General features: G+C 67.9%; 24 protein-coding genes. 18 read left to right on the top strand and 6 right to left on the bottom strand.

Annotation, left to right across the window (positions count from 1 at the left end; genetic code table 11):
- Positions 1-85 precede the first annotated feature (85 nt).
- Genes ACI3KU_RS15140 through ACI3KU_RS15150 form a run of 3 tightly spaced genes read left to right on the top strand, consistent with a single transcriptional unit; the run spans position 86 to position 5,831 of the window.
- Positions 86-841: a hypothetical protein gene (locus ACI3KU_RS15140; protein WP_404923141.1), complete on the top strand. Its 756-nt coding sequence runs from the start codon at positions 86-88 to the stop codon at positions 839-841.
- Positions 838-2,388, top strand: coding sequence for a DNA polymerase Y family protein (locus ACI3KU_RS15145; protein WP_404923142.1), 1,551 nt, complete (start codon positions 838-840; stop codon positions 2,386-2,388). Before ACI3KU_RS15140 ends, ACI3KU_RS15145 begins: the two co-directional genes overlap by 4 nt.
- Complete coding sequence (locus ACI3KU_RS15150; RefSeq protein WP_404923143.1) at positions 2,388-5,831, top strand: error-prone DNA polymerase; 3,444 nt, start codon at positions 2,388-2,390, stop codon at positions 5,829-5,831. Before ACI3KU_RS15145 ends, ACI3KU_RS15150 begins: the two co-directional genes overlap by 1 nt.
- Before the next feature lie 157 nt (positions 5,832-5,988).
- Here the strand turns inward: ACI3KU_RS15150 and ACI3KU_RS15155 are convergent, their stop codons facing one another.
- On the bottom strand, positions 5,989-6,846 hold the full coding sequence (locus tag ACI3KU_RS15155) for a 3-hydroxyacyl-CoA dehydrogenase (protein ID WP_404923144.1): 858 nt from the start codon (positions 6,844-6,846) through the stop codon (positions 5,989-5,991).
- A 17-nt stretch (positions 6,847-6,863) separates the two neighbouring features.
- On the bottom strand, positions 6,864-7,436 hold the full coding sequence (locus tag ACI3KU_RS15160; RefSeq protein WP_404923145.1) for a TetR/AcrR family transcriptional regulator: 573 nt from the start codon (positions 7,434-7,436) through the stop codon (positions 6,864-6,866).
- Between the two features lie 129 nt (positions 7,437-7,565).
- Here ACI3KU_RS15160 and ACI3KU_RS15165 point away from each other — a divergent pair, with 129 nt between their 5' ends.
- The 7 genes from ACI3KU_RS15165 to ACI3KU_RS15195 all read left to right on the top strand — a co-directional run bounded on the left by ACI3KU_RS15165 (position 7,566) and on the right by ACI3KU_RS15195 (position 13,278).
- Positions 7,566-8,366, top strand: a complete 801-nt coding sequence (locus ACI3KU_RS15165; protein ID WP_404923146.1) for an ABC transporter ATP-binding protein — start codon at positions 7,566-7,568, stop codon at positions 8,364-8,366.
- Positions 8,363-9,700: an FtsX-like permease family protein gene (locus ACI3KU_RS15170; RefSeq protein WP_404923147.1), complete on the top strand. Its 1,338-nt coding sequence runs from the start codon at positions 8,363-8,365 to the stop codon at positions 9,698-9,700. The genes ACI3KU_RS15165 and ACI3KU_RS15170 overlap by 4 nt, the downstream gene beginning before the upstream one ends.
- Positions 9,701-9,802: 102 nt before the next feature.
- The gene (locus tag ACI3KU_RS15175) at positions 9,803-10,903 is read left to right on the top strand and encodes an ABC transporter permease (RefSeq protein ID WP_404923148.1); all 1,101 of its coding nucleotides are present in this window, start codon (positions 9,803-9,805) and stop codon (positions 10,901-10,903) included.
- Positions 10,900-11,307, top strand: a complete 408-nt coding sequence (locus ACI3KU_RS15180) for a hypothetical protein (protein ID WP_404923149.1) — start codon at positions 10,900-10,902, stop codon at positions 11,305-11,307. Before ACI3KU_RS15175 ends, ACI3KU_RS15180 begins: the two co-directional genes overlap by 4 nt.
- Entirely contained in the window at positions 11,304-11,528 is a 225-nt protein-coding gene (locus ACI3KU_RS15185) for a helix-turn-helix transcriptional regulator (RefSeq protein WP_404923150.1), read from the top strand. The genes ACI3KU_RS15180 and ACI3KU_RS15185 overlap by 4 nt, the downstream gene beginning before the upstream one ends.
- A 107-nt stretch (positions 11,529-11,635) precedes the next feature.
- Positions 11,636-12,472, top strand: coding sequence for an ABC transporter ATP-binding protein (locus tag ACI3KU_RS15190; protein WP_404923151.1), 837 nt, complete (start codon positions 11,636-11,638; stop codon positions 12,470-12,472).
- Positions 12,469-13,278 (top strand): hypothetical protein, encoded by an 810-nt coding sequence (locus tag ACI3KU_RS15195; protein ID WP_404923152.1) that lies wholly within the window; start codon positions 12,469-12,471, stop codon positions 13,276-13,278. The genes ACI3KU_RS15190 and ACI3KU_RS15195 overlap by 4 nt, the downstream gene beginning before the upstream one ends.
- A gap of 54 nt (positions 13,279-13,332) precedes the next feature.
- Here the strand turns inward: ACI3KU_RS15195 and ACI3KU_RS15200 are convergent, their stop codons facing one another.
- The 4 genes from ACI3KU_RS15200 to ACI3KU_RS15215 all read right to left on the bottom strand — a co-directional run bounded on the left by ACI3KU_RS15200 (position 13,333) and on the right by ACI3KU_RS15215 (position 16,344).
- Positions 13,333-13,704: a hypothetical protein gene (locus ACI3KU_RS15200; RefSeq protein ID WP_404923153.1), complete on the bottom strand. Its 372-nt coding sequence runs from the start codon at positions 13,702-13,704 to the stop codon at positions 13,333-13,335.
- 3 nt (positions 13,705-13,707) lie between these two features.
- Complete coding sequence (gene galE, locus ACI3KU_RS15205) at positions 13,708-14,691, bottom strand: UDP-glucose 4-epimerase GalE (protein ID WP_404923154.1); 984 nt, start codon at positions 14,689-14,691, stop codon at positions 13,708-13,710.
- 46 nt (positions 14,692-14,737) lie between these two features.
- Positions 14,738-15,559: an ABC transporter ATP-binding protein gene (locus ACI3KU_RS15210; protein ID WP_404923155.1), complete on the bottom strand. Its 822-nt coding sequence runs from the start codon at positions 15,557-15,559 to the stop codon at positions 14,738-14,740.
- 116 nt (positions 15,560-15,675) lie between these two features.
- Positions 15,676-16,344, bottom strand: coding sequence for a FadR/GntR family transcriptional regulator (locus ACI3KU_RS15215; RefSeq protein WP_404923156.1), 669 nt, complete (start codon positions 16,342-16,344; stop codon positions 15,676-15,678).
- A gap of 196 nt (positions 16,345-16,540) precedes the next feature.
- Here ACI3KU_RS15215 and ACI3KU_RS15220 point away from each other — a divergent pair, with 196 nt between their 5' ends.
- The 8 genes from ACI3KU_RS15220 (at position 16,541) to ACI3KU_RS15255 (ending at position 24,007) form a co-directional block, all read left to right on the top strand.
- Positions 16,541-18,244 (top strand): 2-isopropylmalate synthase, encoded by a 1,704-nt coding sequence (locus ACI3KU_RS15220; protein ID WP_404923157.1) that lies wholly within the window; start codon positions 16,541-16,543, stop codon positions 18,242-18,244.
- A gap of 91 nt (positions 18,245-18,335) precedes the next feature.
- The gene (locus ACI3KU_RS15225) at positions 18,336-19,340 is read left to right on the top strand and encodes an ADP-ribosylglycohydrolase family protein (RefSeq protein WP_404923158.1); all 1,005 of its coding nucleotides are present in this window, start codon (positions 18,336-18,338) and stop codon (positions 19,338-19,340) included.
- A gap of 192 nt (positions 19,341-19,532) precedes the next feature.
- The gene (locus ACI3KU_RS15230) at positions 19,533-19,721 is read left to right on the top strand and encodes a hypothetical protein (protein WP_404923159.1); all 189 of its coding nucleotides are present in this window, start codon (positions 19,533-19,535) and stop codon (positions 19,719-19,721) included.
- 129 nt (positions 19,722-19,850) lie between these two features.
- Positions 19,851-20,924 carry a PfkB family carbohydrate kinase gene (locus tag ACI3KU_RS15235; protein ID WP_404923160.1) on the top strand — a complete coding sequence of 358 codons (1,074 nt, stop codon included), beginning with the start codon at positions 19,851-19,853 and terminating at the stop codon, positions 20,922-20,924.
- Entirely contained in the window at positions 20,921-21,568 is a 648-nt protein-coding gene (locus tag ACI3KU_RS15240; protein WP_404923161.1) for an IMPACT family protein, read from the top strand. Before ACI3KU_RS15235 ends, ACI3KU_RS15240 begins: the two co-directional genes overlap by 4 nt.
- 100 nt (positions 21,569-21,668) lie before the next feature.
- Positions 21,669-22,337 carry a DNA alkylation repair protein gene (locus ACI3KU_RS15245; RefSeq protein WP_404923162.1) on the top strand — a complete coding sequence of 223 codons (669 nt, stop codon included), beginning with the start codon at positions 21,669-21,671 and terminating at the stop codon, positions 22,335-22,337.
- Complete coding sequence (locus ACI3KU_RS15250; RefSeq protein ID WP_404923163.1) at positions 22,334-23,020, top strand: HAD family hydrolase; 687 nt, start codon at positions 22,334-22,336, stop codon at positions 23,018-23,020. The genes ACI3KU_RS15245 and ACI3KU_RS15250 overlap by 4 nt, the downstream gene beginning before the upstream one ends.
- A 15-nt stretch (positions 23,021-23,035) precedes the next feature.
- Complete coding sequence (locus ACI3KU_RS15255; protein ID WP_404923164.1) at positions 23,036-24,007, top strand: nucleoside hydrolase; 972 nt, start codon at positions 23,036-23,038, stop codon at positions 24,005-24,007.
- Positions 24,008-24,009: the final 2 nt, after the last annotated feature.

The following is a 24,009-nucleotide window of genomic DNA, read 5'->3' on the forward strand; positions in this document are numbered from 1 at the left end:
CCTCGTCGGACGCCAATGTCCGACGTTCGAATTAGTGTGCTCGTATCGCGTTGCGATATTCGAACATACTTTCTAGGATCGATCCATGGCACTGGCACGAAAAAGCGATCTCGGCGACCTCGCCGCCGAGATCGAGCGCCTGCAGGGCAGCATCGACACGATGCAGCGCCGCCGTGCTGATACCGCGCTGGTCCCCGTCTCCGAGGAGCTGTCCTCGCTGTTTCCCGGGGGCGGTCTCGCGCCCGGTTCCGTCTACGCCGTGGAATCCTCCACCAGTCTGCTGCTGGCGCTGCTGAGCGAGGCCTCGCGCGCCGGATCCTGGTGCGCGGTTCTCGGCATCCCCACTCTCGGTACAGAGGCGGCATCCGCTTACGGGATCGCTCTGGATCGACTCGCCCTCATCCCGCAGCCCGGTGAGCGCTGGATGTCGGTGGCCGCTGCCGTCTCCGAGGTGATGCCGCTGATCGTCGTACGTCCACCGACGCGCCCTCGCGATGCCGAGGTCGCCCGGCTGAGTGCACGGCTACGCGACCGCGGCAGCGTCCTGGTGATCGATGGTGATTGGTCGGGTGCAGACGTGACGTTGCGACTGGACGAGCCTCGGTGGGAGGGACTCGGTACCGGATACGGCCTGCTGCGCTCACGCACCGTCACGGTCACTGCCCGAGGACGCCGCTCCGCCGGCACACGACGCTCTCGGGTACAGCTTCCCGGCCCCACAGGCACCCTGTTCACCCCGCAGCAGCCTGCTCCCACCCCGGTCCCGTCCTCCGTCACCGGTTCGGACGAACTCGCCCTCCGGCGCGATGAACGCGCGCTTGCCTCGCTGGGGGCGCGATGAGCACGCCCGTCCGCACTCTCGTGCTGTGGTTTCCCGATTGGCCCGTCACGGCGTACTCCCTGAGCCTGCCGCAGCCCTGGGACCCGGCCTCGCCCGTCGCGATCATCCGGGCCAATACGGTCATCGCGTGCTCCGCCTCCGCTCGCGCGGAAGGCGTACGGCGCGGGAGTCGCCGCCGCGACGCTCAGGCCGCCTGCCCGTCGGTTCACCTCGTCGCCGATGACCCGGATCGCGATGCACGTTTCTTCCAGCCGTTCATCGCCGCGGTCGAAGAACTCTCCCCCGGCGTACAGCTGCTGCGTCCCGGCTTGTGCGCGCTCCGCGCCCGCGGCCCGGCGCGGTATTACGGCGGAGAAGACGAGGCCGCTCGTGTCCTGCTGCACATGCTCGCGCAGCACGGTGCGCCCGGAGTGCGTGCCGGGGTGGCAGACGGCCCCTTCACCGCCGAGCATGCGGCGCGAGCGGCAGCGGCGGACGACGTTCGCATCGTGGCACCGGGAGAATCTGCCGCGTTCCTGTCCCCCGTCCCGGTGACGGCACTGGAGGATCCCGCACTCGCCGATTTCCTCGCTCGCCTGGGAGTGCGCACCCTGGGCGAGTTCGCCGCCCTCGACCCCACCCGCGTCCACGATCGTCTGTCCGAAGCCGGTGCGCGGCTGCAGATGCTGGCAGCCGGGGCCGATTCGCGTCCGGTGACCAGTCGTACTCCGCCGCCGAAGCTGTCGCGCGAGGTCTTCTTCGAGCCCCCGCTGGAGCAGGCGGATCAGGTTGCCTTCGCGGTACGCACCACGGCAGACGCGGTCATCCGGGCGCTGGCTGATGTGTCGCTGGTGTGCACCGAACTGCGCATCGAGCTGCACGATGACCGCGGCCACATCGCGGAGCGCATCTGGTTGCATCCCTCTTGCTTCGATGCCGGTGCAATCGTGGATCGCGTTCGGTGGCAGCTGCAGAGCTCGTGGGAGGCTTCCGAACCGCTGCTGGCGGGAGGCGTGTGCCGGGTGAGGCTGATCCCCGAGGCCGTGGACGATGCCGCGCACCATCAGCCGGGTCTGTTCGGTCAGGGCACCGATGCCCGATTGCACCATGCGCTCTCGCGCGTGCAGGGACTCCTCGGGCACGAGGGTGTGCTGGTCGCCACCGCTTCCGGTGGTCGTCTGCTCGCCGACCGACAGGCCTTCATCCCCTGGGGGGATCGTGCCGTCCTCACTCGGGACCCGCATCGGCCCTGGCCGGGTCGAATGCCGGATCCACTGCCGACGACGGTCTTTCGAGAGCATCGCGCCGTCCGTGTGGTCGGGCACGACGGAGAGCAGATCGAGGTGGATGAGCGTGGGGTGCTGAGCGCGGAGCCCGTGATGCTCCTCGCCGACGGCTCCTCACGCCATGTGGAGGGCTGGGCCGGCCCGTGGGCGCTCCGCGAGCGAGAGTGGGATGCCGAGAACGCCGTCCGCGCTCATCGCCTGCAGCTGCTGTGCGCCGATGAATCCGCCTGGCTCGTGTTGCGAGACGAATCCGGGTGGCGCATGGAAGGGAGGTACGACTGATGGGGTTCTCGAATCCGCCGATCTCGTGGTCGAAGCTGGAGAAGGTGCTGAGCGGAACACGAGAGACGCCCGTCCCCGCCTGTGCTGATGGCGGAGACAGCCCCGCGTGGAGCAGGCACCGCGGCGCCTATTCACCGCCGCCCGTCGTACGGCCCGACGATGCGCTGCCGTACGCCGAGCTGCACGCCCACTCCTCGTTCTCCTTCTTGGACGGCGCGTCCTCTCCGGAGGAGCTCGTGGAGGAGGCAGAACGGCTCGGCCTGCATGCCCTGGCCATCACCGATCACGACGGCTTCTACGGCATCGTCCGCTTCGCCGAGGCTGCCGAGGCGACGGGCGTCAACACGGTGTTCGGCGCGGAGCTCTCCTTGGGACTGCCGGGTCCACAGAACGGCCAAGCCGATCCGGCGGGAGCACACCTGCTGGTGCTGGCACGTGGGGAAGAGGGGTATCACCGACTCGCGGGAGCCATCACCCGCGCACAGCTGCGTGGTGGTGAGAAGGGCCGTCCGCTATACGACCTCGATGAGCTCGGTGCCGAATCCGGGGGTGAGTGGGTCGTGCTCACCGGATGCCGCAAAGGCCTCGTGCGCCAAGCACTGGAGGTGCCGGATTCCCCGTTGCTCGCCCGGCTGCTCGGGCCGTCCTACAGCGGAGAGCCCGGCATCGAGGGAGCGTCGGCGGCGCTGGAGCGACTGACCTCGCTGTTCGGGCGCGACAACGTGCACGTGGAGCTCACCGATCACGGTGAGCCGGAAGACACCGTGCGCAACGACGCCCTCGCCGCACTGGCCGCCCGTCACCGTCTTCCCACCCTCGCCAGCAACAACGTCCACTACGCGCGTCCGCAGCAGTCGCACCTGGCCTCCGCCGTCGCCGCGGTGCGGGCGAACCGGAGCATGGACGACCTCGACGGCTGGCTTCCCGCACACGGCGGGGCGCATCTGCGCTCCGGCGCGGAGATGCACCTGCGCTTCACGCGGTATCCCGGGGCGGTAGCCCGCACGGTGACCCTCGCCGATGAACTCGCCTTTCCCCTGCGCCGCGCCCGCCCCGCGCTTCCGAAGCAGGAGGTTCCCGCGGGCCACACTCCCATGAGCTACCTCCGCGAGCTGGTGTATGACGCCGTGCCGGAGAAGTACCCGCATGCCGACAAGGCAGTCATCCAGCGCATCGACGATGAACTGGCCGTCATCGAGCAGAAGGACTTCCCGGGCTACTTCCTCATCGTGTACGGCATCGTGAGGCAGGCACGGGAACTCGGGATCCTCTGCCAGGGGCGCGGATCGGCCGCCAACAGCGCCGTCTGCTATCTGCTGAACATCACCGCCGTCGACGCGATCACATACGACCTGCCTTTCGCCCGATTCCTCTCCTCCCTCCGCGATGAAGAACCCGACATCGACGTGGACTTCGACTCCGATCGTCGTGAGGAGATCATCCAGTGGGTGTACAACGAGTACGGCCGCGAGCGCGCGGCGCAGGTGGCCAACGTGATCCAGTACCGACCCAAGAACGCGGTTCGGGACATGGCTCGGGCGCTCGGTTACTCTCCCGGGCAGCAGGATGCGTGGTCGCGTCAGATCGAGCGGTGGGGTGCCGATCTGTCCAGCGAGCAGAACCACGACATTCCCGATCAGGTGGTCGAGTACGCCACAGAGCTGCTCAAGGCTCCGCGTCATCTCGGCATCCACTCCGGGGGGATGGTGCTGACAGATCGTCCTGTCGGGGAGGTCGTTCCCGTCGAACATGCACGCATGGCGAAGCGCACCGTCATCCAGTGGGACAAAGACGACGCCGCCTGGATGGGGCTGGTGAAGTTCGACCTGCTGGGGTTGGGGATGCTGGCAGCCCTGCAGCACTGCTTCGATCTCATCCAGCAGTCCACGGGCGAGGTGTGGAAGTTGGAGACCATCCCCAAGGAGGAGCCGGCGGTCTTCGACATGCTGTGCCGCGCTGATTCCATCGGGGTGTTTCAGGTGGAGTCCCGAGCGCAGATGGGCCTCCTGCCGCGCCTGCAGCCGCGGCGGTTCTACGATCTCGTGATCCAGATCGCCCTGATCCGCCCGGGCCCCATCCAGGGCGGTGCCGTGCATCCGTTCGTGCGTCGCAAGATGGGGCTGGAGAAGGTCACCTATCCGCACCCCAAGCTCAAGCCCGTGCTGGAGCGGACGAAGGGGATCCCGGTCTTCCAGGAGCAGTTGATGCAGATGGCGATGGCCATCGGCAACTGCACCGGGGAAGATGCCGATCTGCTGCGGCGCGCGATGGGATCCAAACGCGGACTGGAGCGCATCGACTCACTGAAGGAGAAGCTCTACGCCGGCATGCGCGAGAACAACCTCAGCGATGAGGCCGCCGACACCATTTACGCGCAGATTCAAGCTTTCTCGAACTTCGGCTTCGCGGAGTCACACTCCATCTCGTTCGCTCTGCTGGTCTACGCCAGTTCCTGGATCAAGCTGCACTACCCGGCAGCGTTCCTGGCCGGGCTCCTGCGCTCCCAGCCAATGGGCTTCTACTCACCCGCGTCGCTCGTGTCCGATGCCCGCCATCACGGCGTGCAGGTGCTCCGCCCTCATGTGGAGCTGTCTGGGGCGACCGATGGCGTGGAGCTGATCGGCGATGCTCCCGCCGCTACCGGGCTCGATTCCTGTCTCGAGTTCACCCAGCCTCCCGTTGGGCCGTTCGATCGCGAAGCGCCGGATCTCTCCGCCACGCACCGCCGCGACGGATCGTGGGCGGTGCGGTTGGGGCTTGCCGGGGTGAAGGGCATCGGTGAGCCCACCGCGCGTCGCATCGTGGCGGAACGTCAAGCACGCGGGAGCTTCGCCGACCTGCACGATCTGGTGCGTCGCACCGGCATCACCACCGTGCAGGTGGAGGCACTGGCCACCGCCGGCGCGTTCGAGCATCTCGGCATGAGCAGGCGTGAGGCGCTGTGGCAGGCCGGGGCGGCTGCGGAGGACCGACCCGAGTACCTTCCCGGCACGGCGATCGCCGTACAGCCACCCCTGTTCGCGGATCCCTCCGCGTACGAGACGCTGGCAGCCGACCTCTGGGCCACCGGAGTCTCCACGGATGACCATCCGATGACGCACTTCCGATCGGCGCTCAATGATCGCGGTGTGCTGCGCTCCTCGCAGCTGCGCACTCATGAGACCGGCCGTCGGGTGCTCGTGGCCGGACTGGTGACGCACCGGCAACGCCCCGCCACAGCTTCCGGCATCACGTTCCTGAACCTGGAGGATGAGGACGGACTCGTGAACGTGATCTGTTCGCAGGGGGTGTGGAGTCGTCATCGCCGTGTGGTGCGCGACTCCCCCGCACTCATCATCCGCGGCATGCTGGAGCGCTCGCCCGAGGGCGTGACCAATATCCTCGCCGACGATTTCGAGGATCTGAGAGTGGGGGTCTCCCATGCTTCCCGCGACTTCCGCTGACCGGGCTGTTCCGCTGGAGAGCTCGCGCCGTCACCCGCAGGGTGCAACCCGGGCGAGTCCCCGGGGAACCCGGACGGAATCCCCGGGGGAACCCGTCCGGGCCCGGCATACAGAGGCCTCGGGCGCGGTGCGATGCCACGCCGAAGGAGGCTCCGAATCACTCGCCGTAAGAATAGAAGCCCTCGCCCGTGGCGATGCCGAGCTTGCCCTGATCGATGTAGTTCTCCTTCAGCCAGGCGGCGATCTGCTGCCCCTTCTCATCCCCGTGGCTCGAGATGTTGTACGGGGTGGTCAGCCCGATCACGTCGAGGATCTGGAAGGGGCCCATCGGTGCTCCGGTCGCGATCCGCCAGACCTTGTCAACATCGGCGGGCTCCGCGTAGCCGAATGCCGCCAGCTCCATACCGGCGTCCAGGAAGGGCACCAGCAGCGAGTTCAGCACGTAGCCGGCCTTCTCCTTGCGGATCGGAATCGGGACCATGCCGATCTCGGCGGCGAACACGACAACGCGGTCGAAGACAGCAGGGGCGGTGTCGGGTGTGGCCATGACCTCGCCGGTGTTGAACTTCCACACCTGGTTGGCGAAGTGCAGCGCCAGGAAGCGGTCGGGACGACCGGTGAAGTCCTTGATGTCGCTGGGCAGCAGCGTGGAGGAGTTCGTGGCGAAGATCGTCTTCTCCGGTGCCAGTTCGCCGAGCTTGCGGTAGGTCTCCTGCTTGATGGAGAGCACCTCAGGCACCGCCTCGATCACGAGATCGGCGTTAGCTACGGCGGTGGCGAGATCCGCGCTGAGCACGATGCCATCACGGGTGGAGTCGGCCTTGTCGGCGCCACCCTCGACGTCGGTGCGGTAAATCTCGGCGAGCTTGGCGAAGCGATCGCGAGCGGCGGTGAGTGCGGCCTCATCGATGTCATACGCGGTCACCTCGAACCCGTGGAAGGCCGTCTGGAAGGCGATCTGCGAGCCGAGCACACCGGTACCGAGAACGGTCACCTTGCGAATGTCACTGGTCATGTCTGTGTCCTTTCCTGTCACGCGGTCACGCCGCGCACGATCTGTTGGATCTGGAGCCGGACCGAGCGGGTTCGCTCGATCGGAGTGAGAGACGCGCTCACAAGCGCGAGATGAAGCACGGCGAAGACCGAGCGCGCGGCTAGTTCCGCCGCGGTGCCATCGACGGGCAGAAGGGCGGCGACAGCTCCTTCCAGCCGGGCGATGACGGCGATGCCCTCCTGCCGATGCGGCTCCTGCGCACCGCCGAAGAGGAGTTCACGCTGATATGCCGTCGTGTTCTCCGGGTGGCGTTCGGCCAGCGCGAGCACCGGCTCGACGAGGGCGAACACCGCCGCAGCCGGATCGTCGATCGTGCGCGCCCGCGTGATTCCGTCATCGACGGCTGCCGCGAACGCCTCGTTCTCCACCATGAGGATGAGCTCGCCCTTCGTGGCCGCGTAGCGGAACAGCGTGCCGGCGGCAACGTCGGCACGCTCGGAGATCTGCTGCGTCGTCACCCCGGAGAAGCCGTGCTCGGCAAACAGATCACGCGCGGCCGCCATGATGCGATCCCGCTTGTCCTGCTTGTTGCGATCCCGTCGCCCGCTCATCACTGCTCCTGAGTTTGCTCATTTATGAGTGTACTCACTTTTCTGGATGATGGGGTCTCATGCCGGAGGATGACGCGAATCAGCCCGCGGACCGACGCGCCTGCGTCGCCGAATGCCCAGGCTGGAAACATGAACTCGATCATCCGCGCAGACAACCTCGTCAAGACGTATGGCGCTACCACTGCCCTGGCCGGGGTGAGCCTGGCCGTGAGCGCGGGCGAGTCGGTGGCCATCATGGGCGCATCCGGATCCGGCAAGACGACGCTGCTGCACACGCTCGCCGGTGTGATCACGCCGGATTCCGGTTCTGTCATGCTGACCTCCGGCGGAGGCACGCAGGACGTCGCGCGCATGAGCGACAGCGAGCGCTCTCGCCTGCGCCGCGAGTCGTTCGGCTTCGTCTTCCAGCAGGGCCTGCTGCTGCCAGAGCTCACCGCGCTGGAGAACGTCGCCCTCTCGGCAATGCTCGCGGGCGCCGCCCGCGCGGACGCAGAGGCGCGCGCCCGCACCTGGCTCGCCCAGCTCGGCCTCGGCGGCATGGAGGATCGCCGCATCGGCCAGCTCTCCGGTGGCCAGGCGCAGCGCGTCGCCATCGCCCGCGCCCAGGTGACCGGCGCGCCGGTCGTCTTCGCCGATGAGCCGACGGGAGCACTGGACTCGCGCACGTCATCCGAGGTGATGACGGCCCTCATCGCCGCGACAGCAGGGCAGGGGCGCACGCTGATCGTCGTGACGCACGACCGCACCGTCGCCACGCGATGCAGCCGCATCGTCGAGATGCGCGACGGTCGTATCTCGGGCGCCTGGGCCGCCCCGCAGACAGAACGGGCGTCGGCTCCGGATGTCCACACAGGCGTCGCCTCCCATCCGGATGCTCTTCTCGCCGCCGTCGCCATGCCGACGACCACACGAACGGGGAACGGACGATGAGCGCGCGCATGATCGGGCGGGTACTGTCTCTCTCGCTGCGCAACGAGAAGGGCAGCCGGTCGACCGTGATCCTGCCCCTCGTCGCGTTCGCGATCGTCACGGCCCTGATCCTGGTGCTTTTCGGTGGCGCGCAGACGTTCTGGACCTATCAGGACGAGGTGTCGATGATGTATCAGGCGCTGGCCGTCATCGCTCTCGCTCTCCTGCTGCCGCCGATGCTCTCCCTCGGCGGTGCGGCCGCGCGCCTGTCGGCGGGACGTCGCGATGAACGACTGTCAACCCTGCGACTTCTCGGCGTGCCGTCGTCCGCGATTCAGGTCGCGACCGTCATCGAGTCCGCGGTGATCGCACTGCTCGGAGCGATCCTGGGATCGATCGGATCATTCGCACTGCTGCCGCTGATCGCGCTCGTTCCGTTCCGCGGTGCGCCGCTCGGTTTCGCGGCCGTCGTTCCCCCGGTGTGGGGCTTCGCCGCCGTCGCCGCGACGGTCGTGCTGCTGGCCGCGATCAGTTCCATCCTGAGCCTCCAGCGCGTGGTGCTCTCACCGCTGGGTGTGCGCACACGCCAGGACGCACCGCGCCTGTCGTGGCTGCGTCCTGTGATCGCCGTGGTCCTGGTCGCCATCGCCTCGACCGTCACCGGCGCGATAGGAGGCGTCGCCGCAGCACCGTTCATCATCTTCGGCATCCTCGCGCTCTGCTTCGGCGGCACACTGGCCCTCCTCAACCTCGTGGGCCCGTGGGTGCTGGCGACCGTCGCTCGCGGACAGGCTCGTCGGGCGGCCACACCGGCGAAGCTCCTCGCCGCCCGGCGCGTGACGGAAGATCCGAAGGCGGCGTGGCGTCAGATCTCCGGCATCGCGATGACGAGCTTCATGTCAGTGTTCGCCGGAGCCGGCGTCTCGCTGCTCGGCATGATCGGCAGCGAAGCGGGAACGGCCGCCGACCAGTTCCTGATCGCGGATATCCGGACCGGCTTGATCATCACCGTGGTGGGCTCGTTCCTCATGGTGGCGTGCGCAGTAGGCGTCTCACAGTCAGCGGATGTGATAGATCGTCGCGAGCTGTCGCGCTCGCTCACCATGCTCGGCACGGAGCTGTCCACCATGGACGCGGCACGACGCCGTTCGGTGATGTCACCATTGCTGGTCACCAGCCTCGGCTCAGCCGCCATCGCCGCGATCGTGCTGTTCCCCCTGGTGGGCGCGAGCCTCATCCTCGCGCCGCTGACATTCGTGGTCATCGGCGGTGTGCTGCTGGTGGGAGCAGGCATTGTGCGAATCGCGCTCATGACCTCGCGCCCGCTGCTGGCGGGAACCGCGCGGATCAACTGACGCGATTTCCGAGAGGCATGACAAGGAGCCTTGACATCCGTCCTCGCATCGAGGAGAGTGGTGTCAAGGTTCCTTGTCATCTGCGATCGGAAGGAGAGCATCATGCCCCTCCGCAATCTGAGGTGCCGAACCCGGTCGTTCTCCCAGCTGATGGTGATGGACACCCGTGAGATGGTCCGATTCCCCCTGATCGGGGTCTCCATGGTCACCATGATGCTGATCCTGCTGGTCATCCATGTGAGCCTCTGGTACGCGTTCACGATGATGGGCGCCCAGCCTCGTGTCGTCGTCACCGGCGCCAACGCGCCGACGATCGCGGCAGAACTAGCGACCGAGGGCATCATCACGACCCCGGCGGAGTCGGGCACGCACGCTGTCAACTCGCGTGTCGAGGTGGACGCAGATGGGGCCACGGTGACGCTGCTCGAGAGCGGCGTGGCGTGGGACCCGATCTGGCAGGCGCTCCGAACCGCGGGGCTTGCGGCCGAGCACATCCGCGTCATCGACTCCGTCGGCGACGAGGTGCCCGACTTCCTCCGAGTGAACCTGGGGACCACCCTGCTTGCCGGCATCGCTTCGATCGCGCTGATCGGTACCGCTGTGCCCATCATCGCCATGCGGGAGCGCGGGGCTCTTCGGCTCATTGCCACGACGCCTACGCCTCGCTGGCTGTACCTCGTTTCGTTGCTGCCTCTGCGGCTGGCCCTCGTGACCGTCACCAGCGTCGGGATCGCGATCATCGCGATTGCTCGCCAGTACGCGGATCCCGGCGCGATGGGCGTTCTGACGGTCACGATCGCCTGCGGTGCCGTGATGCTGTTCGGCGTCGCGGCACTGGTCGCCTCCCGCGGTGCGAACACCGACGCGGCGCAGCAGGCACTGGTCACCGTGATTCTCGCCCTCGTCTTCAGCTCCGGCGGCGCGGTGCCCCTGACGCTGCTGCCCGAACCGGTGCGCGTCGGGCTCGGACTCCTTCCCGGCTCGTGGTTCGTCGGCACCGTGAACGAGGCGATTGCCGGTATGCCCGCAGCCCTACCCTTCGCGGTGGCGTGGGCGCTGATGCTCCTCCTCGGCGGGACCTGCGCGGTGGCTGCGTCCCGCCGCTTCCGCTGGGACGGCCCCTCGGGCAAGTCCGACCGTGCCATCGCCCTCCGCGCCCAGACCCCTATCGATCCGCTGTCCCGGGAAAGGACGATGTCATGAGCGACAGAACTCCGCGCGAACGTGCGGCCGCGCGCCGCTACCTCTGGGAGTTGATGATCCCCTCGGCGCTCTTCGTGGTGCTCCTCGTGATCGTGCCGATCGTAATCGACCCGCCGGAAGGGTCACCCCTCGCGATAGTGATCGCCCTCCTCCCTCTCATCCCCACCGTGTGGATGCTCATCGCCGTTGTCCGCTTCACCCGGACGTTCGACGAGTACATGCGCGGGTTCGCCCTGCGCGCCTGCGCGGTGGGCTTCGGTGCGGCGATGATCACCGCCGTTGCGGGAGGAATCATCGAGGGTGCGGTCGGCCCGCTGCCGAACCTGGTGTGGGCCGTGTTCGTGGTCGGCATGTCCGCGTGGGGAATCACGCTGGCGCTCTCGTCGATACGAGATGCACGGTGAACAATGTGATCCGGTCGCTGCGACTCGCGGCGGGCCTATCCCAGGTGGAGCTCGCCGAAACGCTCGGAGTGTCACGCCAGACTGTGAACGCGTTGGAGACCGGCAAGTACGATCCCTCGCTTCCCCTCGCGTTTCGCATCAGCGCGACCTTCGATCAGCGGATCGAAGACATCTTCTTTCCCGGCGCCGAGGACGCGCCCCCGACGGGAGGCCGACGATGAGCACGGCGATCCTCGTGAGGAACGCCACCCGTTCCGTCCCCGCACCGCGAGCGCGTCGGCCACGACGGAATGGAGGCGAAGCCGCACCCCGGACGATTCTGAACGACGTGTCGTTCGAGGTGCGGGAGAACGAGATCACCGCGTTGCTGGGGCCGAATGGCGCGGGGAAGTCGACGACGATCGATCTCATCGCTGGGTTGGAACGCCCGTCATCCGGTGAGGTTCGGGTGTTCGGCTTCGATCCGTATCATTCGCGTCGAGAGATCACGCAGCTCGTCGGCGTCCAACCGCAATCCGGCGCGCTGCCCCCGTTCCTCACCGTCGATGAAACGCTCCGCTTGTTCGCCGCGTTGCGGCACGCCTCGTCGAACACCGCTGGTCTGCGCGGCCGACTCGGGTTGGACTCGGCACGGAACACGAGAGTGAAGCACCTCTCCGGTGGTCAGCAACGACGCCTTCTGATCGGCGCCGCCCTCCTCGGCAATCCTCGGCTCCTCGTCTTGGACGAACCCGGGGCCGGACTCGATCCCGCGATGAGACGCGAAGTCGACGACCTGATCCTCGAGATCCGGGCCGAGGGCACCACCGTTCTGCTCACCACTCATCACCTCGACGAAGCCGAGCTCCTGTGTGATCAGGTGGTCATCCTGGCGGACGGACGTGTGGTCACCGCCGGTACGCAGGAAGATCTCACGCGCGAGCTCGCGCAGGACGCGGAAGTCTCCTTCACCCTCGCACCAGGAGCTGATCCGAGTCGTCTCCACGATGTGATCGGTGAACACTGGCAGACCCGCCCGCTCCACGATGGCGACCGGATCACCGTGACCACGCCCGACGTCGACGCGCTCCTGCGACGGCTCACGTTTGCGCGAGACCTCCGCGTCACCGGGATCAGCGTTCGCCAGCCGACCCTGGAAGATGCCTACCTCGCGGTGACCTCATGAGCGCAGGTGAGGCTGCCGGGGCGTGGGATCTGACCGACTCGCCGACCCGAACGTTCGACACCCTTCACGACGTGGCAGCGCTGACGGGCGTCTTCCTGCGCGAACTGCAACGATCCCGCGGGCTCTGCCTGACTGTCGTCGGCACGGCTATCGGACCCATCGCCGCTGCCGTGTGCCTGGATCTCCTCGTGCGCAGCAACGGCACACTGTTCGCCGCCAGCGCTCCCACACTTGCCGCGCTCCTCGGTTTGATGGTCCCGACATCGCTGCTCGCGCTCCCACTGGTGCGACTGCGCGACAGAGGAACTCTCCGGTTGATTGCGACGACACCCGCGCGCCAGTCTTCGGCGATGCTGGCGGGAGTCGCAGTCGCGACACTCGGCACAGGGGCGACGATGGTGGTGTTCCTCGGCACGCTTGCGATCTCCTCAACGCTCGGGCCGCTCGCCGTGGCGGGTGCTCTGGCATCGCTCACGTTCGGTGTCGGGCTCGCATCCCTCGTTGGCGCATTCGTTCGGAACCCGGCCACCGCGCGTGCGCTGGCGATGCTGGCCCCGGCGGTCACCGTGGTTGTGAGCGACGCACTCCCCTGGGCGCGCATCTTCCCCACGCTCACCCCCGTGATCGACCTGCTGCCGACCGTCATCATCGGTCACGCCGTCAGCGCGGGCGCGGGCGCGGGTGCGGGTTCAGGTTCAGGTGCTGTGGCGCCGTCTGCCGAACCGGTTCTGATCATCGCGGTTCTGATCGTCGCGGTTGTGGGCGTCGCGATGTGCATCATCGGCATCCGACGATGCCACACCTGATTACACGGCGGCCCTCCGGCCGGGCCACAGTGCATCGACCCACGCGGGATCGGATCACATCGCCGTGCGAGGAGTCCTTGCCCGTCGTACGTGCGCCGCTTCTCCGACGCGAACCACGCCGACGTAGGAGATCGACTTGCCCGCGGCGCTCGCGTAATCGACCTCACGTTGCACCGACGTGCCGAGGTACCCATCGGGGCAGACCACGACGACACGATCCGCCAGGTCGATCTTGCGCAGATGCAGCGCATCCAGCACGGTCTTCTGCTCGTCCGTGACCGGCCCGTCTGCTTCTGCGGGAGCAAGCACGATGATTCCGGCAAACGTCAGCTGGCGGTTCACCATTCGCATCACGTCCGCGAACCGAGCCGAGCCGCAGATGCAGACGATCTCCGGACGATCCTCGACCTCGTGGACGTCAGACATGCCTCAGCCCGCGAAACCCTGCCGTGCTTCCCAGGCCGAGCGAACCATCTCGTCGACATCGTGACGCATCGCCCAGTCGAGGTCGCGCGCAGCAAGCTCGCCCGTGGCGACGATGCGGTCCGGGTCGCCGGCGCGGCGCGGTGCGATCTCCGGCGTGAAGTCAATGCCCGTGACGCGCGCCATGGCGTCCATGATCTGCTTGACGGAGAGGCCGTTCTGCGAGCCGAGGTTGTAGGCGGCCTCTACCGGCTCACCGGCATCAAGGCGACGAGCGGCGGCCACGTGGGAGATCGCCAGATCCGACACGTGAACGTAGTCGCGCACGTTGGTGCCATCGGGGGTGTTGTAGTCGTCGCCGAAGATCGCGGGCGTGTGTCCCTCGATCAGGCGATCGAACACCATCGGGAACAGGTTGTGGGGGCTGGTGTCCGGCAGACCCTTCTCCCCCGAGCCGACCACGTTGAAGTAGCGCAGCGAGGTGTGACGAAGCGGCTTGTCGCTGTCGGCGGTCGCCACCGCCTGATCCCGGATGAGCCACTCGCCGATGAGCTTGGACTCCCCGTAGGGAGATGCGGGAGCCTTCGGCAGATCCTCGGTGACGAGATCGACATCGGGGGTGCCATACACGGCAGCGGACGAGGAGAACACGAGCTTGTCCGCGCCGGTCTCCGCCATCGCGTCCAGCACCACACGGGTCGCTTCGACGTTCTGCTGGTAGGTGTGCAGCGGGCGACGCACCGAGACGCCCGCGTACTTGTAGCCGGCGACGTGAATCACGCCGCTCACGCCGTGCTCGCGCAGCACGCTGACGAACAGCTCGCGGTCCAGGATATCGCCCTGGATGAAGGTGACATCTTCCGGCACGAACGACGCGTGCCCGCTGGAGAGATCATCGATCACGACCGGGGTCATCCCGGCGCTCTGCAGAGCGCGAACGACGTGGGAACCGATGTAGCCGGCGCCGCCGGTGACAAGCCAGGTGGTCATGGTTCCATCCTGCCAGGTGCGACGCGCGGCTCCCGCCGCCGCGGCGTCAGGATCCGGCGGCGTGGCGGGCCCGTTCCGCACGCGCCGACCAGCGTGCACCCTCATATCCCACCGTGATCGGATGCTCGAAAGCACGGGAGATCACATCGGTGGTGACCGTATCCACTGCCACACCCGATGCCACCGTGGCGCCATGCGAGATCACCAGGGCATGCGTGGTTGATTCCGGAAGCTCCTCCAGATGATGGGTCACCAGCACCGACGCCACCTCAGGAACGTCCCGCGCCAGATCATCGATGGTCTCCAGCAGCTGTTCTCGAGCGGCCACGTCCAGCCCCGTGGTCGGCTCGTCCAACAGCAGAAGTCGCGGCTCGGCGATCAGGGCACGCGCGATCAGCGACCGTCCGCGCTCACCCTGCGAGAGGTGCTGCCACAGTCCGTCACGCTGCGCGGTGAGGCCCACGAGGGCGATGAGCTCATCGGCGTGGGCAATCTCCGCAGCGCTGGGCTCCCAGCGCATCGGTCGCTCGACCGTGCCGGTGATTCCGGTCAGCACGATGTCCTGAACGGAGTGCGCCGTGCGAATCGGGTGGCGCGGATTCACGTGTCCGATATCGCGCCGCAGCACGGCCAACTCGACCCGTCCGAGACGCCGCCCCAGCACGTCGACGGTGCCGGACGTCGGGAAGGTCTGCGCACCACAGAACCCCAGGATCGTGCTCTTGCCCGCACCGTTGGGTCCCAACAGTGCCCAGTGTTCCCCCGCCCGCACGGTGAGATCGATGCCGTGCAGGATCGTCCGACCCTCGCGGCGGAACACGATGTCGCGCAGCTCGAGAACGGCTGGGGAGGATTCGAGGACGGTCATGGCAGAACTCCTTCACGACAGTTGGCGGATACCGACGTGCGGGTTCCACTCTGAACATCAGCGGAGGGCTCAGAGACGGTCATGGCAGAACTCCTTCATGACCGGAAATCTCGCCCTCATGACAGGAAGTCCGTCAGCGCGGTCAGATGGGTGCGGCTGGTTGCGGCAGAGCGGGCCGCATCACGATCGATGATCGCCTCCGCGAGGGCGACATGATCGTCGTGATCGGCGTCCGATCCCCCGGTGGGCCGTCGTCTCACCATGTCCTGCATCGATTCACGCAGCCGCGGCGTGAAGCCGTCGAACAGGTCGAGCAGGATCGGGTTGTGGGCCGCAGCCACGACAGCGCGGTGGAAGGCGAGGTCCGCCACCACGTACTCCTCGCGGCTGAGCGTGTCGTCGGCGCGTGCGGCCAGCGCATCGCGAAGTGCGCGGATATCGGTGCGGGTGCGGCGCTCCGCCGCGAGCGACGCAGCTTCGGTCTCGATCGCGATGCGCGCCTCGATCACGGCGGTGAGATCGGAGCGCCGAACGACATCGTCCCATTCCTCCACCACGTCCAGCGCTGTGACGAACACGCCGGCCCCCTGACGAGAAGCGAGCACACCGCGACCGGCGAGGAGACGAATCGCCTCACGCACCGTGGAACGACCGACACCGAGCTGTGGGGCGAGCGTGGTCTCCCCCGGCAGCTTCTCGCCGAGCTCCCATTCCTGCGAGCGCACGCGCTCCAGGAGGAGGCGCGCCGCCTGATCGGCCAACGGCTCGCGTCGCACCTGCGCCATCTCCGCCTCCGTTCTCGTGCCCGTCCAGTATCACCCCAACAAGCCAAACATGTCTACTTGTCTGAGGAGTGGTGTACAGTGAACGCCATGACTCGGCTTCTCCTCCTTCTTCGTCGCCACGACGGGCTCTGACCGACCGGTACCCGTCGTGGCTCGCGTGCACCGGCCGATCACGCTCCGCAGAAGAGGAAAAGTCATGACCATCCCTACGACCACCCCGTTCTGGAACCGCCAGCAGCCGTCCCCGATGCCGTCGCACCGCTACGCCGACGTGTTCTCCCGGGTCGAGGTTCCCCTCACAGAACGCACGTGGCCCGATGCCCGCATCACCACCGCACCGCTCTGGGTTCCTGTCGACCTGCGCGATGGGAACCAGGCGCTCGCCGAACCCATGGACCCCGCCCGCAAGCGCCGCTTCTTCGAGATGATGGTGCGCATCGGCTACACCGAAATCGAGGTGGGATACCCGTCGGCGTCGCAGACGGACTACGACTTCGTGCGACTCATCGCGGACACCGACATCGCGCCGGAGAATGTCACCATCGTCGTGTTCACGCCGGCGCGACGCGACCTCATCGAGCGCACTGTGGAGTCGATCCGCGGCGTGCGAAACCCCGTGGTCATCCACATGTACACGGCGACGGCCCCGATGTGGCGCGATGTGGTGTTGGGGCGTGATCGCTCCCAGCTGTTGGAGCTGATCCTGAACGGCGGACGAGACGTCCTGGAATTCGCCGGCGACCTGCCCAACGTACGGTTCGAATTCTCGCCCGAGGTGTTCAATCTCACCGAGCCCGACTTCGCCCTGGACGTGTGCAACAGCATGACCGCGCTCTGGGAGGCGTCGGAAGACCGGCCGGTGATCCTGAACCTGCCGGCCACCGTGGAGATCGCGACGCCCAACGTCTACGCGGACCAGATCGAGTTCATGCATCGCAACCTGGCTCGTCGTGACGGGGTGATCCTGTCCGTGCATCCGCACAACGATCGCGGTACCGGCATTGCCTGCGCGGAGCTGGCCGTTCTTGCTGGAGCGCAGCGCGTCGAGGGCTGCATCTTCGGCAACGGCGAGCGTACGGGCAACGTCGATCTCGCCACGCTCGCCCTGAACCTGCACGCGCAGGGTGTCGACCCGATGATCGACTTCTCCGACATCGACGAGGTGCGCCGCGTGGTCGAGGACAGCAACCGCATCGAGGTGCACCCGCGGCACCCGTATGTCGGCGATCTCGTACACACCGCCTTCAGCGGCACCCACCAGGACGCGATTCGCAAGGGCTTCGCCGAGCACCGCGAGCGCGCCGCTCGTGAGGGGGTCCGCGAGCGCGAGGCTGCGTGGCGCGTGCCCTACCTGCCCGTGGATCCGGCTGATCTGGGTCGCTCGTACGACGCCGTGATCCGCGTCAACTCTCAGTCCGGGAAGGGCGGTATCGCCTACCTGCTGGAGACCGAGTACGGCATCGAGCTGCCGCGCCGCGCCCAGGTGGATTTCTCCCGTCGCGTGCAGCGCCACACCGACGCGACCGGCGACGAGGTGTCGGCCGCCGAGCTGTGGGACGTGTTCGCGGAGGCGTATCTGCGCGCGACTCCCTTCGCCGTGCGGGAGATCGACACCGACGAGAAGGGCACGGCGGCTCGGATCGTTGACGGCGAGGGGACGGAGTCCAGCGCGACCGTGGTCGGCGGTCCGGTGGAGGCGGTGCTCGCCGCGCTCGGGTCCGCAGCCACGGGGATCGATGTGCTGAGTCTGCACCAGACCTCCATCGGCCGCGGCGCCGATGCGGATGCGCTCACGCTGATCGAATACCGCTCCCCCGCCGGCGTCGGGTGGGCCGCGGGTCGTCATCGCTCCACGGTCACCGCCACCGCGCAGGCGGTCCTCGCCGCCGCCGGTTCCTGAGCAAGCGCGGCGCGAGACGAAGGGCCGTCGCAAGTCACGTCCCGCCGCGGCGCAAGTTGCCGCGGCGGGACGTGGGCCTCAGAGTTAGTCCATGACCACTGCACTCGATCGTGCTCGGGGCGCGCTCACGGGCCTCGCCCTCGGCGATGCGCTGGGCATGCCGACACAGGATCTGTCGCGGAGCGTGATTCTCGCCGACTACGGCGAGATTCACGAACTCCGCGCCGCGGCGCCCCGCCAACTCATCGCGGCGGGGCTTCCCGCCGGCACGATCACCGACGACACCGAGCAGGCCCTCCTCCTCGCAGATCTTCTGATCGACGCCGCAGGCACAATCGACATCCATCGTTTCGCCGAAGCACTCCTGTCCTGGGAGCAGCGCATGCTCGCGGCAGGGTCTCTCGATCTCCTCGGGCCGTCAACGAAGCTCGCTCTCTCTCGTCTACAGGCGGGCGAGGACCCCGCCGTCACGGGCACCCGTGGGGCGACGAACGGTGCCGCGATGCGGGTCACGCCCGTCGGTATCGCGTTCGCTCCCGAGCCGCGCGGTCGGCTGCTGGATGCCGTCCGCGCCTCGGCGCTCGTCACGCACAACACGTCGATCGGCCTCGCGTCCGCAGCTGCCGTTGCCGGAGCGGTCAGTGCTGGCATCGAGGGTGCCGATACGCACGCCGCCGCACTGTTCGGTGCCGGCCTCGCGGATGAGGCGGAAGCACGAGCACCCTGGATCGACGGGGCCAGGGTCGGACCGCGCATCCGCTGGGCGACGGATCTGCTGCGCGATGCGTCGCCCACCGATGCAACGCGCCTGTGCATCGACCTCATCGGCACATCGGTCGCGGCTCAGGAGTCGGTGGTGGCGGCGCTCGCCCTTGCCGCCAGCGGTCTCGAGCCGTGGCGCGCCCTGGGTGTGGCGGCCAGCGTCGGCGGCGATACCGACACCATCGGGGCGATCGCCGGCGCTGTGCTCGGAGCTGCGCACGGGATGCAGGCGTGGCCGACGGACTCCGTGTCACTCGTGACGCGCGTGAACGATCTGGACCTCACGTCTCCCGCGTCCGGCCTGCTGGCACTGCGCGTGTCTCCGTCCGCGTGAGCACCCGAGCGGAGACACACGCGAACAGAGCCGGTGCACGGCTTCGGAGCAGTCGCGAACAATTCGGACCTCAGCGGTGAAGACAGATGCGCAGCGCCGCCCAAGCACTCGCGCGCCATGTCTCCGGACCAGCGCGCCGCCCGAGCCCGTTCATCATTCGCGGACGCGCACGGGGTCACCTAGGATGCCTGCATGAACTTCGCCGGCCCCACCGCCATCTTCCTCGTCGTGCTGGCCACCGTCATCGGCTTGGCCATCGCGTACACGGTGATCTTCCTCGCGGTGCGCCAGGCGCTGCGCTCTCACGCCGTCTGGGTGGCCACGGGCAAGCTGGACGCGGTCGTGAATGGCCGCCCATACACGGAGCGCCCGAAGGGCTGACGAGCTCAGCCCGGTTCGCACCCGGCCCGTGGCGACCTGCGGGAGACAGAACAAGAGTCCTGGTTCTCGGGACCACCCGCCCGCCCCACGATGCCGCGCACACCACCCACACCCACGACGGAGACACGCATGACCTCCACGAAGCAGCCGGGTCGACTGGTGTACGCCGGCAGCGTCATCGTCGACATCGGTGTCGCGGTGCCCGCGGTCCCTCGGACCGGCACGGAGGTGCTCGCCACGCATGCTGAGATCACGGCGGGAGGTGGAGCCAACACGCTCATCGCCGCGGCACGCGACGGCGCGGCCACTGTCTATGCGGGACGCTACGGCAGCGGCCCGTTCGGCACGATCGTCGCCGACACGCTGCACAGCATCGATTGCGCGACGCCCATCCCCGCGGCGGAACGGGACAGCGGCTACTGCATCGTGATGGTGGACGACACCGCGGAGCGCACCTTCATCACGGTCGATGGCGCGGAAGCAGACGTCTCCCTGAGGGAACTTGCGGCAATCCCGATGCGCGACCAGGACCTCGTGGCGGTGACGGGATACGTCCTGACCCCCGCGACAAGCGCAGAGACCGTTCCGGCCTGGCTGGAGTCCCTGCCATCGGCGCGCGTACTGCTGGATCCCGCGCCCGTGTTCGCCACCGTGCGAGCCGAAGTGCGTCGACGAGTCCTCGCCCGCACCGACGTCCTCACCGCCAACGCTGCCGAGGCCCGCGAACTCACCGAAGCCGGCGACGATGTACCGCTCGCCGAGGTCGCAACCCGACTGCGCAAGCTGCTACGACCCGATGCCGTCGTCCTGGTGCGCGATGGCGGTTCCGGCTGCTGGATCGCCGACAGCACGGGCACACGCGCGGTGGCCGGATTCCCGCAGCACGCCGTGGATACGACGGGTGCCGGCGACACGCACCTCGGCGTGCTGTGCGCGGCGCTTCTGCGCGGCGACTCGATCGACGCCTCCGCGCGCCGGGCGAACGCCGCCGCCGCGATCTCGGTCACGCGTCGCGGGCCCGCAACGTCGCCCGACGCACAGGAAACCGATGCGCTCCTGGCGGCGCATGGGGTCGATCTGCCTCGCGTTTCACCTTCGGACGGGTCGCAGGCTGAACCGTCGTCCGCTGACGACCGCTCACCGCAGTCCATGGATCCCGCAAACCGAGCCGCAGCGGCGACGCGGACCGAGCACGCCGGATGAGGTCATACCCCGACAGCATCGCCGCCACCGTCGAGCATGAACTCGTGATCAAGAAGTCCCGGTTCATCACGCACGCGATCCCGGTGCGATCCGTTCCCGAAGCGGACGCCGCCATCGCTCATATCCGCACGCGGTACTGGGATGCGCGACACAACTGCACGGCGATGATCACCGGTGTCCTGGGTGACCAGGCGCGCTCGTCAGACGATGGCGAACCGAGCGGCACGGCCGGGATGCCGATGCTGGAGGTGCTGCGTCGTCGCGAGCTCACCGATCTGGTGGTGATCGTCACGCGGTACTTCGGCGGAATCAAACTCGGTGCAGGCGGCCTGGTCCGCGCGTACTCCTCCGCCGTGTCCGAAGCCCTCGACCTCGCTGCGATCATCCATCGCCGCGAGCTGGTCGCGGTGACCGTGGAGGTCCCCTACGCGGATGCCGGGCGATATGAGAATGTGCTGCGCGACTGGTCGGGCCGCCATGATGCGGTCATGGACGAGACGCGGTACGCGGCGAGTGCCGTGCTGGGGATGCGTGTGAGTCCCGATGCGCTGGACCGGTTCGATGCAGACCTCGCCGCGGCCTCGGGCGGGCTCGTCGCCGCGCACCGCGGCGAGGTGTCGATCATCGATGTCCCCGTAGGCTGACCCGGCGCGGACAGCCTCACGACACGAGCGGATGTCGGTGCCGTCCGTAGACTGGATGCCAGCCGCCGCGAGCGGTGCACGAGGCAGACGGGGAGGCGCGATGACGGACGATGTGGCGAGTGTGATGGCGGAACTCGCCGCCCTCGAAGACCCTCGCATGCGCGCGGTGAACGAGCGCCACGGCGACGACCACGGCGTGAACCTCACGAAACTCCGCGGCGTGGCCAAGCGGATCGGAGCGCAGCAGCCGCTGGCGGACGATCTGTGGGCCACCGGCGACACCGCTGCGCGCCTGCTCGCATTGCTGTTGATGAAGCCGAAGGACCACTCGCCCGACGAGCTCGACACGATGCTCCGCGAGGCACGCGCGCCGAAGGTGATCGACTGGCTCGTCAACTACATCGTGAAGAAGTCCCCGCACGCGGAAGCGCTCCGAGAGCGCTGGTTCACCGATCCCGATCCGATCGTGCAGGCAGCCGGGTGGGCGCTCACGTCCGAGCGCATCGTGAAGAAGCCAGCAGGGCTCGACCTGCCCCGGCTGCTGGACCTGATCGATCCGGCGATGCGCGACGCCCCCGAACGGCTGCAGTGGGCCATGAACGATGCGCTCGCGCAGATCGGCATCTATCACCTCGAGTATCGCGAGCGCGCTGTGGAGATCGGTGAACGGCTCGAGGTACTGAAGGACTACCCCACTCCGCCGAACTGCACGTCCCCGTTCGCTCCCCTGTGGATCACGGAGATCGTGCGCCGACGGGAAGGCGCGTGAGGGGCCGCTTCACCGACGTCTGGTTCGATTTCTTCGGCACGCTCGTCGAGTATGAGCCGAGTGTGCACACAGGAGACGGCACCGCGCTCACGGCACCACAGTCCTTCGCCGCGCGTCACGGCTCGGGAGCTGACGCCAGCGCCGCGTGGGGTCGTGCCTGGGCCGAACACGAATCGGATGCGGTGTGCACGGGACGCGAATACTCCCTCTCGCAGGTGGCGGCCCGGTTTGCTGACCTCATCGACGTGGACGCCTCCGCCTCTGATCGTCAGCTGCTGGTCGACGAGTACCTCGCGGACTGGATCGTGCCCGTCCGGGTGCGTGACGGTGCGGCTGAAGCGCTCGCGACGCTGGCGAAGGACCACCGCGTGATCGTCGTCAGCAACACGCATGATGAGCGGCTGGTGCCGGACCTGCTCGCCCGCTTCGATCTCGACCGGCACATCGAGGCCACGGTGCTGTCTGTGTCGGAGGGATGGCGCAAGCCGCACCCGAATCTCTTCGCGGCGGCCCTCACGAAGCACCCCGTCGACCCGTCGCGCGTCGCGTTCATCGGCGACACCTGGGACGCCGACGTCGAAGGGCCACGCCGCGCCGGCATGTCGGCGTTCTTCGTCGGCGCACCGACCCCGAGCCGTCCGGCGCTCTCACTGCATGATCTTCCCGCGCATCTCTGCGCCTGAACCCGAGAAGGATCCATGACCCCCACGTCAGCCCCCGCACAGCACAGCGTCATCCTCGATGTCGACACCGGCATCGACGATGCGATGGCCGTCCTGTACGCGCTGCACCACCCCGACATCGACGTGCGGGCGATCACGTGTGTCGCCGGCAACGTCGAGCTGCCGCAGGTGCTGGACAACACGCTCGCGCTGCTGGAACTGGCGGGCGCACCGCAGATCCCGGTGGCCGGCGGTGCCGAGCAGCCGCTCATCGGCGAAGCGCGATCTGCGGCCTGGATCCACGGCTCCGACGGCGTCGGCGGTATCGAGCTGCCCCGCGGCGTGCGCACGCCCGAGCCGGTGCGTGCGGTCGAGCTGCTGAGACGGACGCTCATGGCGTCGGAGCAGCCGCTCACGATCATCACGCTTGCTCCCCTGACGAACATCGCGCTGCTGCTGCGCGCACACCCCGAGGTGGCGCCGCGTATCGCGCGCATCGTGACGATGGGCGGTTCAGCATCGGTCGGCAACGCCAGCGCGACCGCCGAGTTCAACGTGTGGCATGATCCCGAAGCGGCGCACATCGTGTTCACCAGCGGCGTCCCGCTCACGATGTACGGCCTGGACGTCTTCGATCGCATCCGTGCCGACGACGTGCAGGTCGCAACGCTCCGTCAGGACGACCCCGTGCAGCGTGCCCTCGCCGGTCTCCTGTCGTTCACCGTGACCGTGCCCGGCGGCGACACGATCGTCGACAACCGGCGCATCGGCGATGCCGGTGCGGTGATCGCGCTCACGAACCCGGAGCTCTTCACGTTCGAGTCGTACCCGGTGCACGTCGAGCTGGCACCGGGCGCGAGTCGTGGAGCGACGATCGTGGACCGTCGCCCGCACGCCGCCGAAGACGCGGTGCACGGCGCACAGGGCGCGTGGCCGGTGCTGGACATCGCGCTGCAGGCCGACGTCGATGCCGTGCTGTCCACGTTCTTCGCCGTCTTCCCCCGCTGACT

Origin of the sequence: Microbacterium sp. ZW T5_56 (assembly GCF_044987425.1) — a bacterium.
GTDB lineage: Bacteria > Actinomycetota > Actinomycetes > Actinomycetales > Microbacteriaceae > Microbacterium.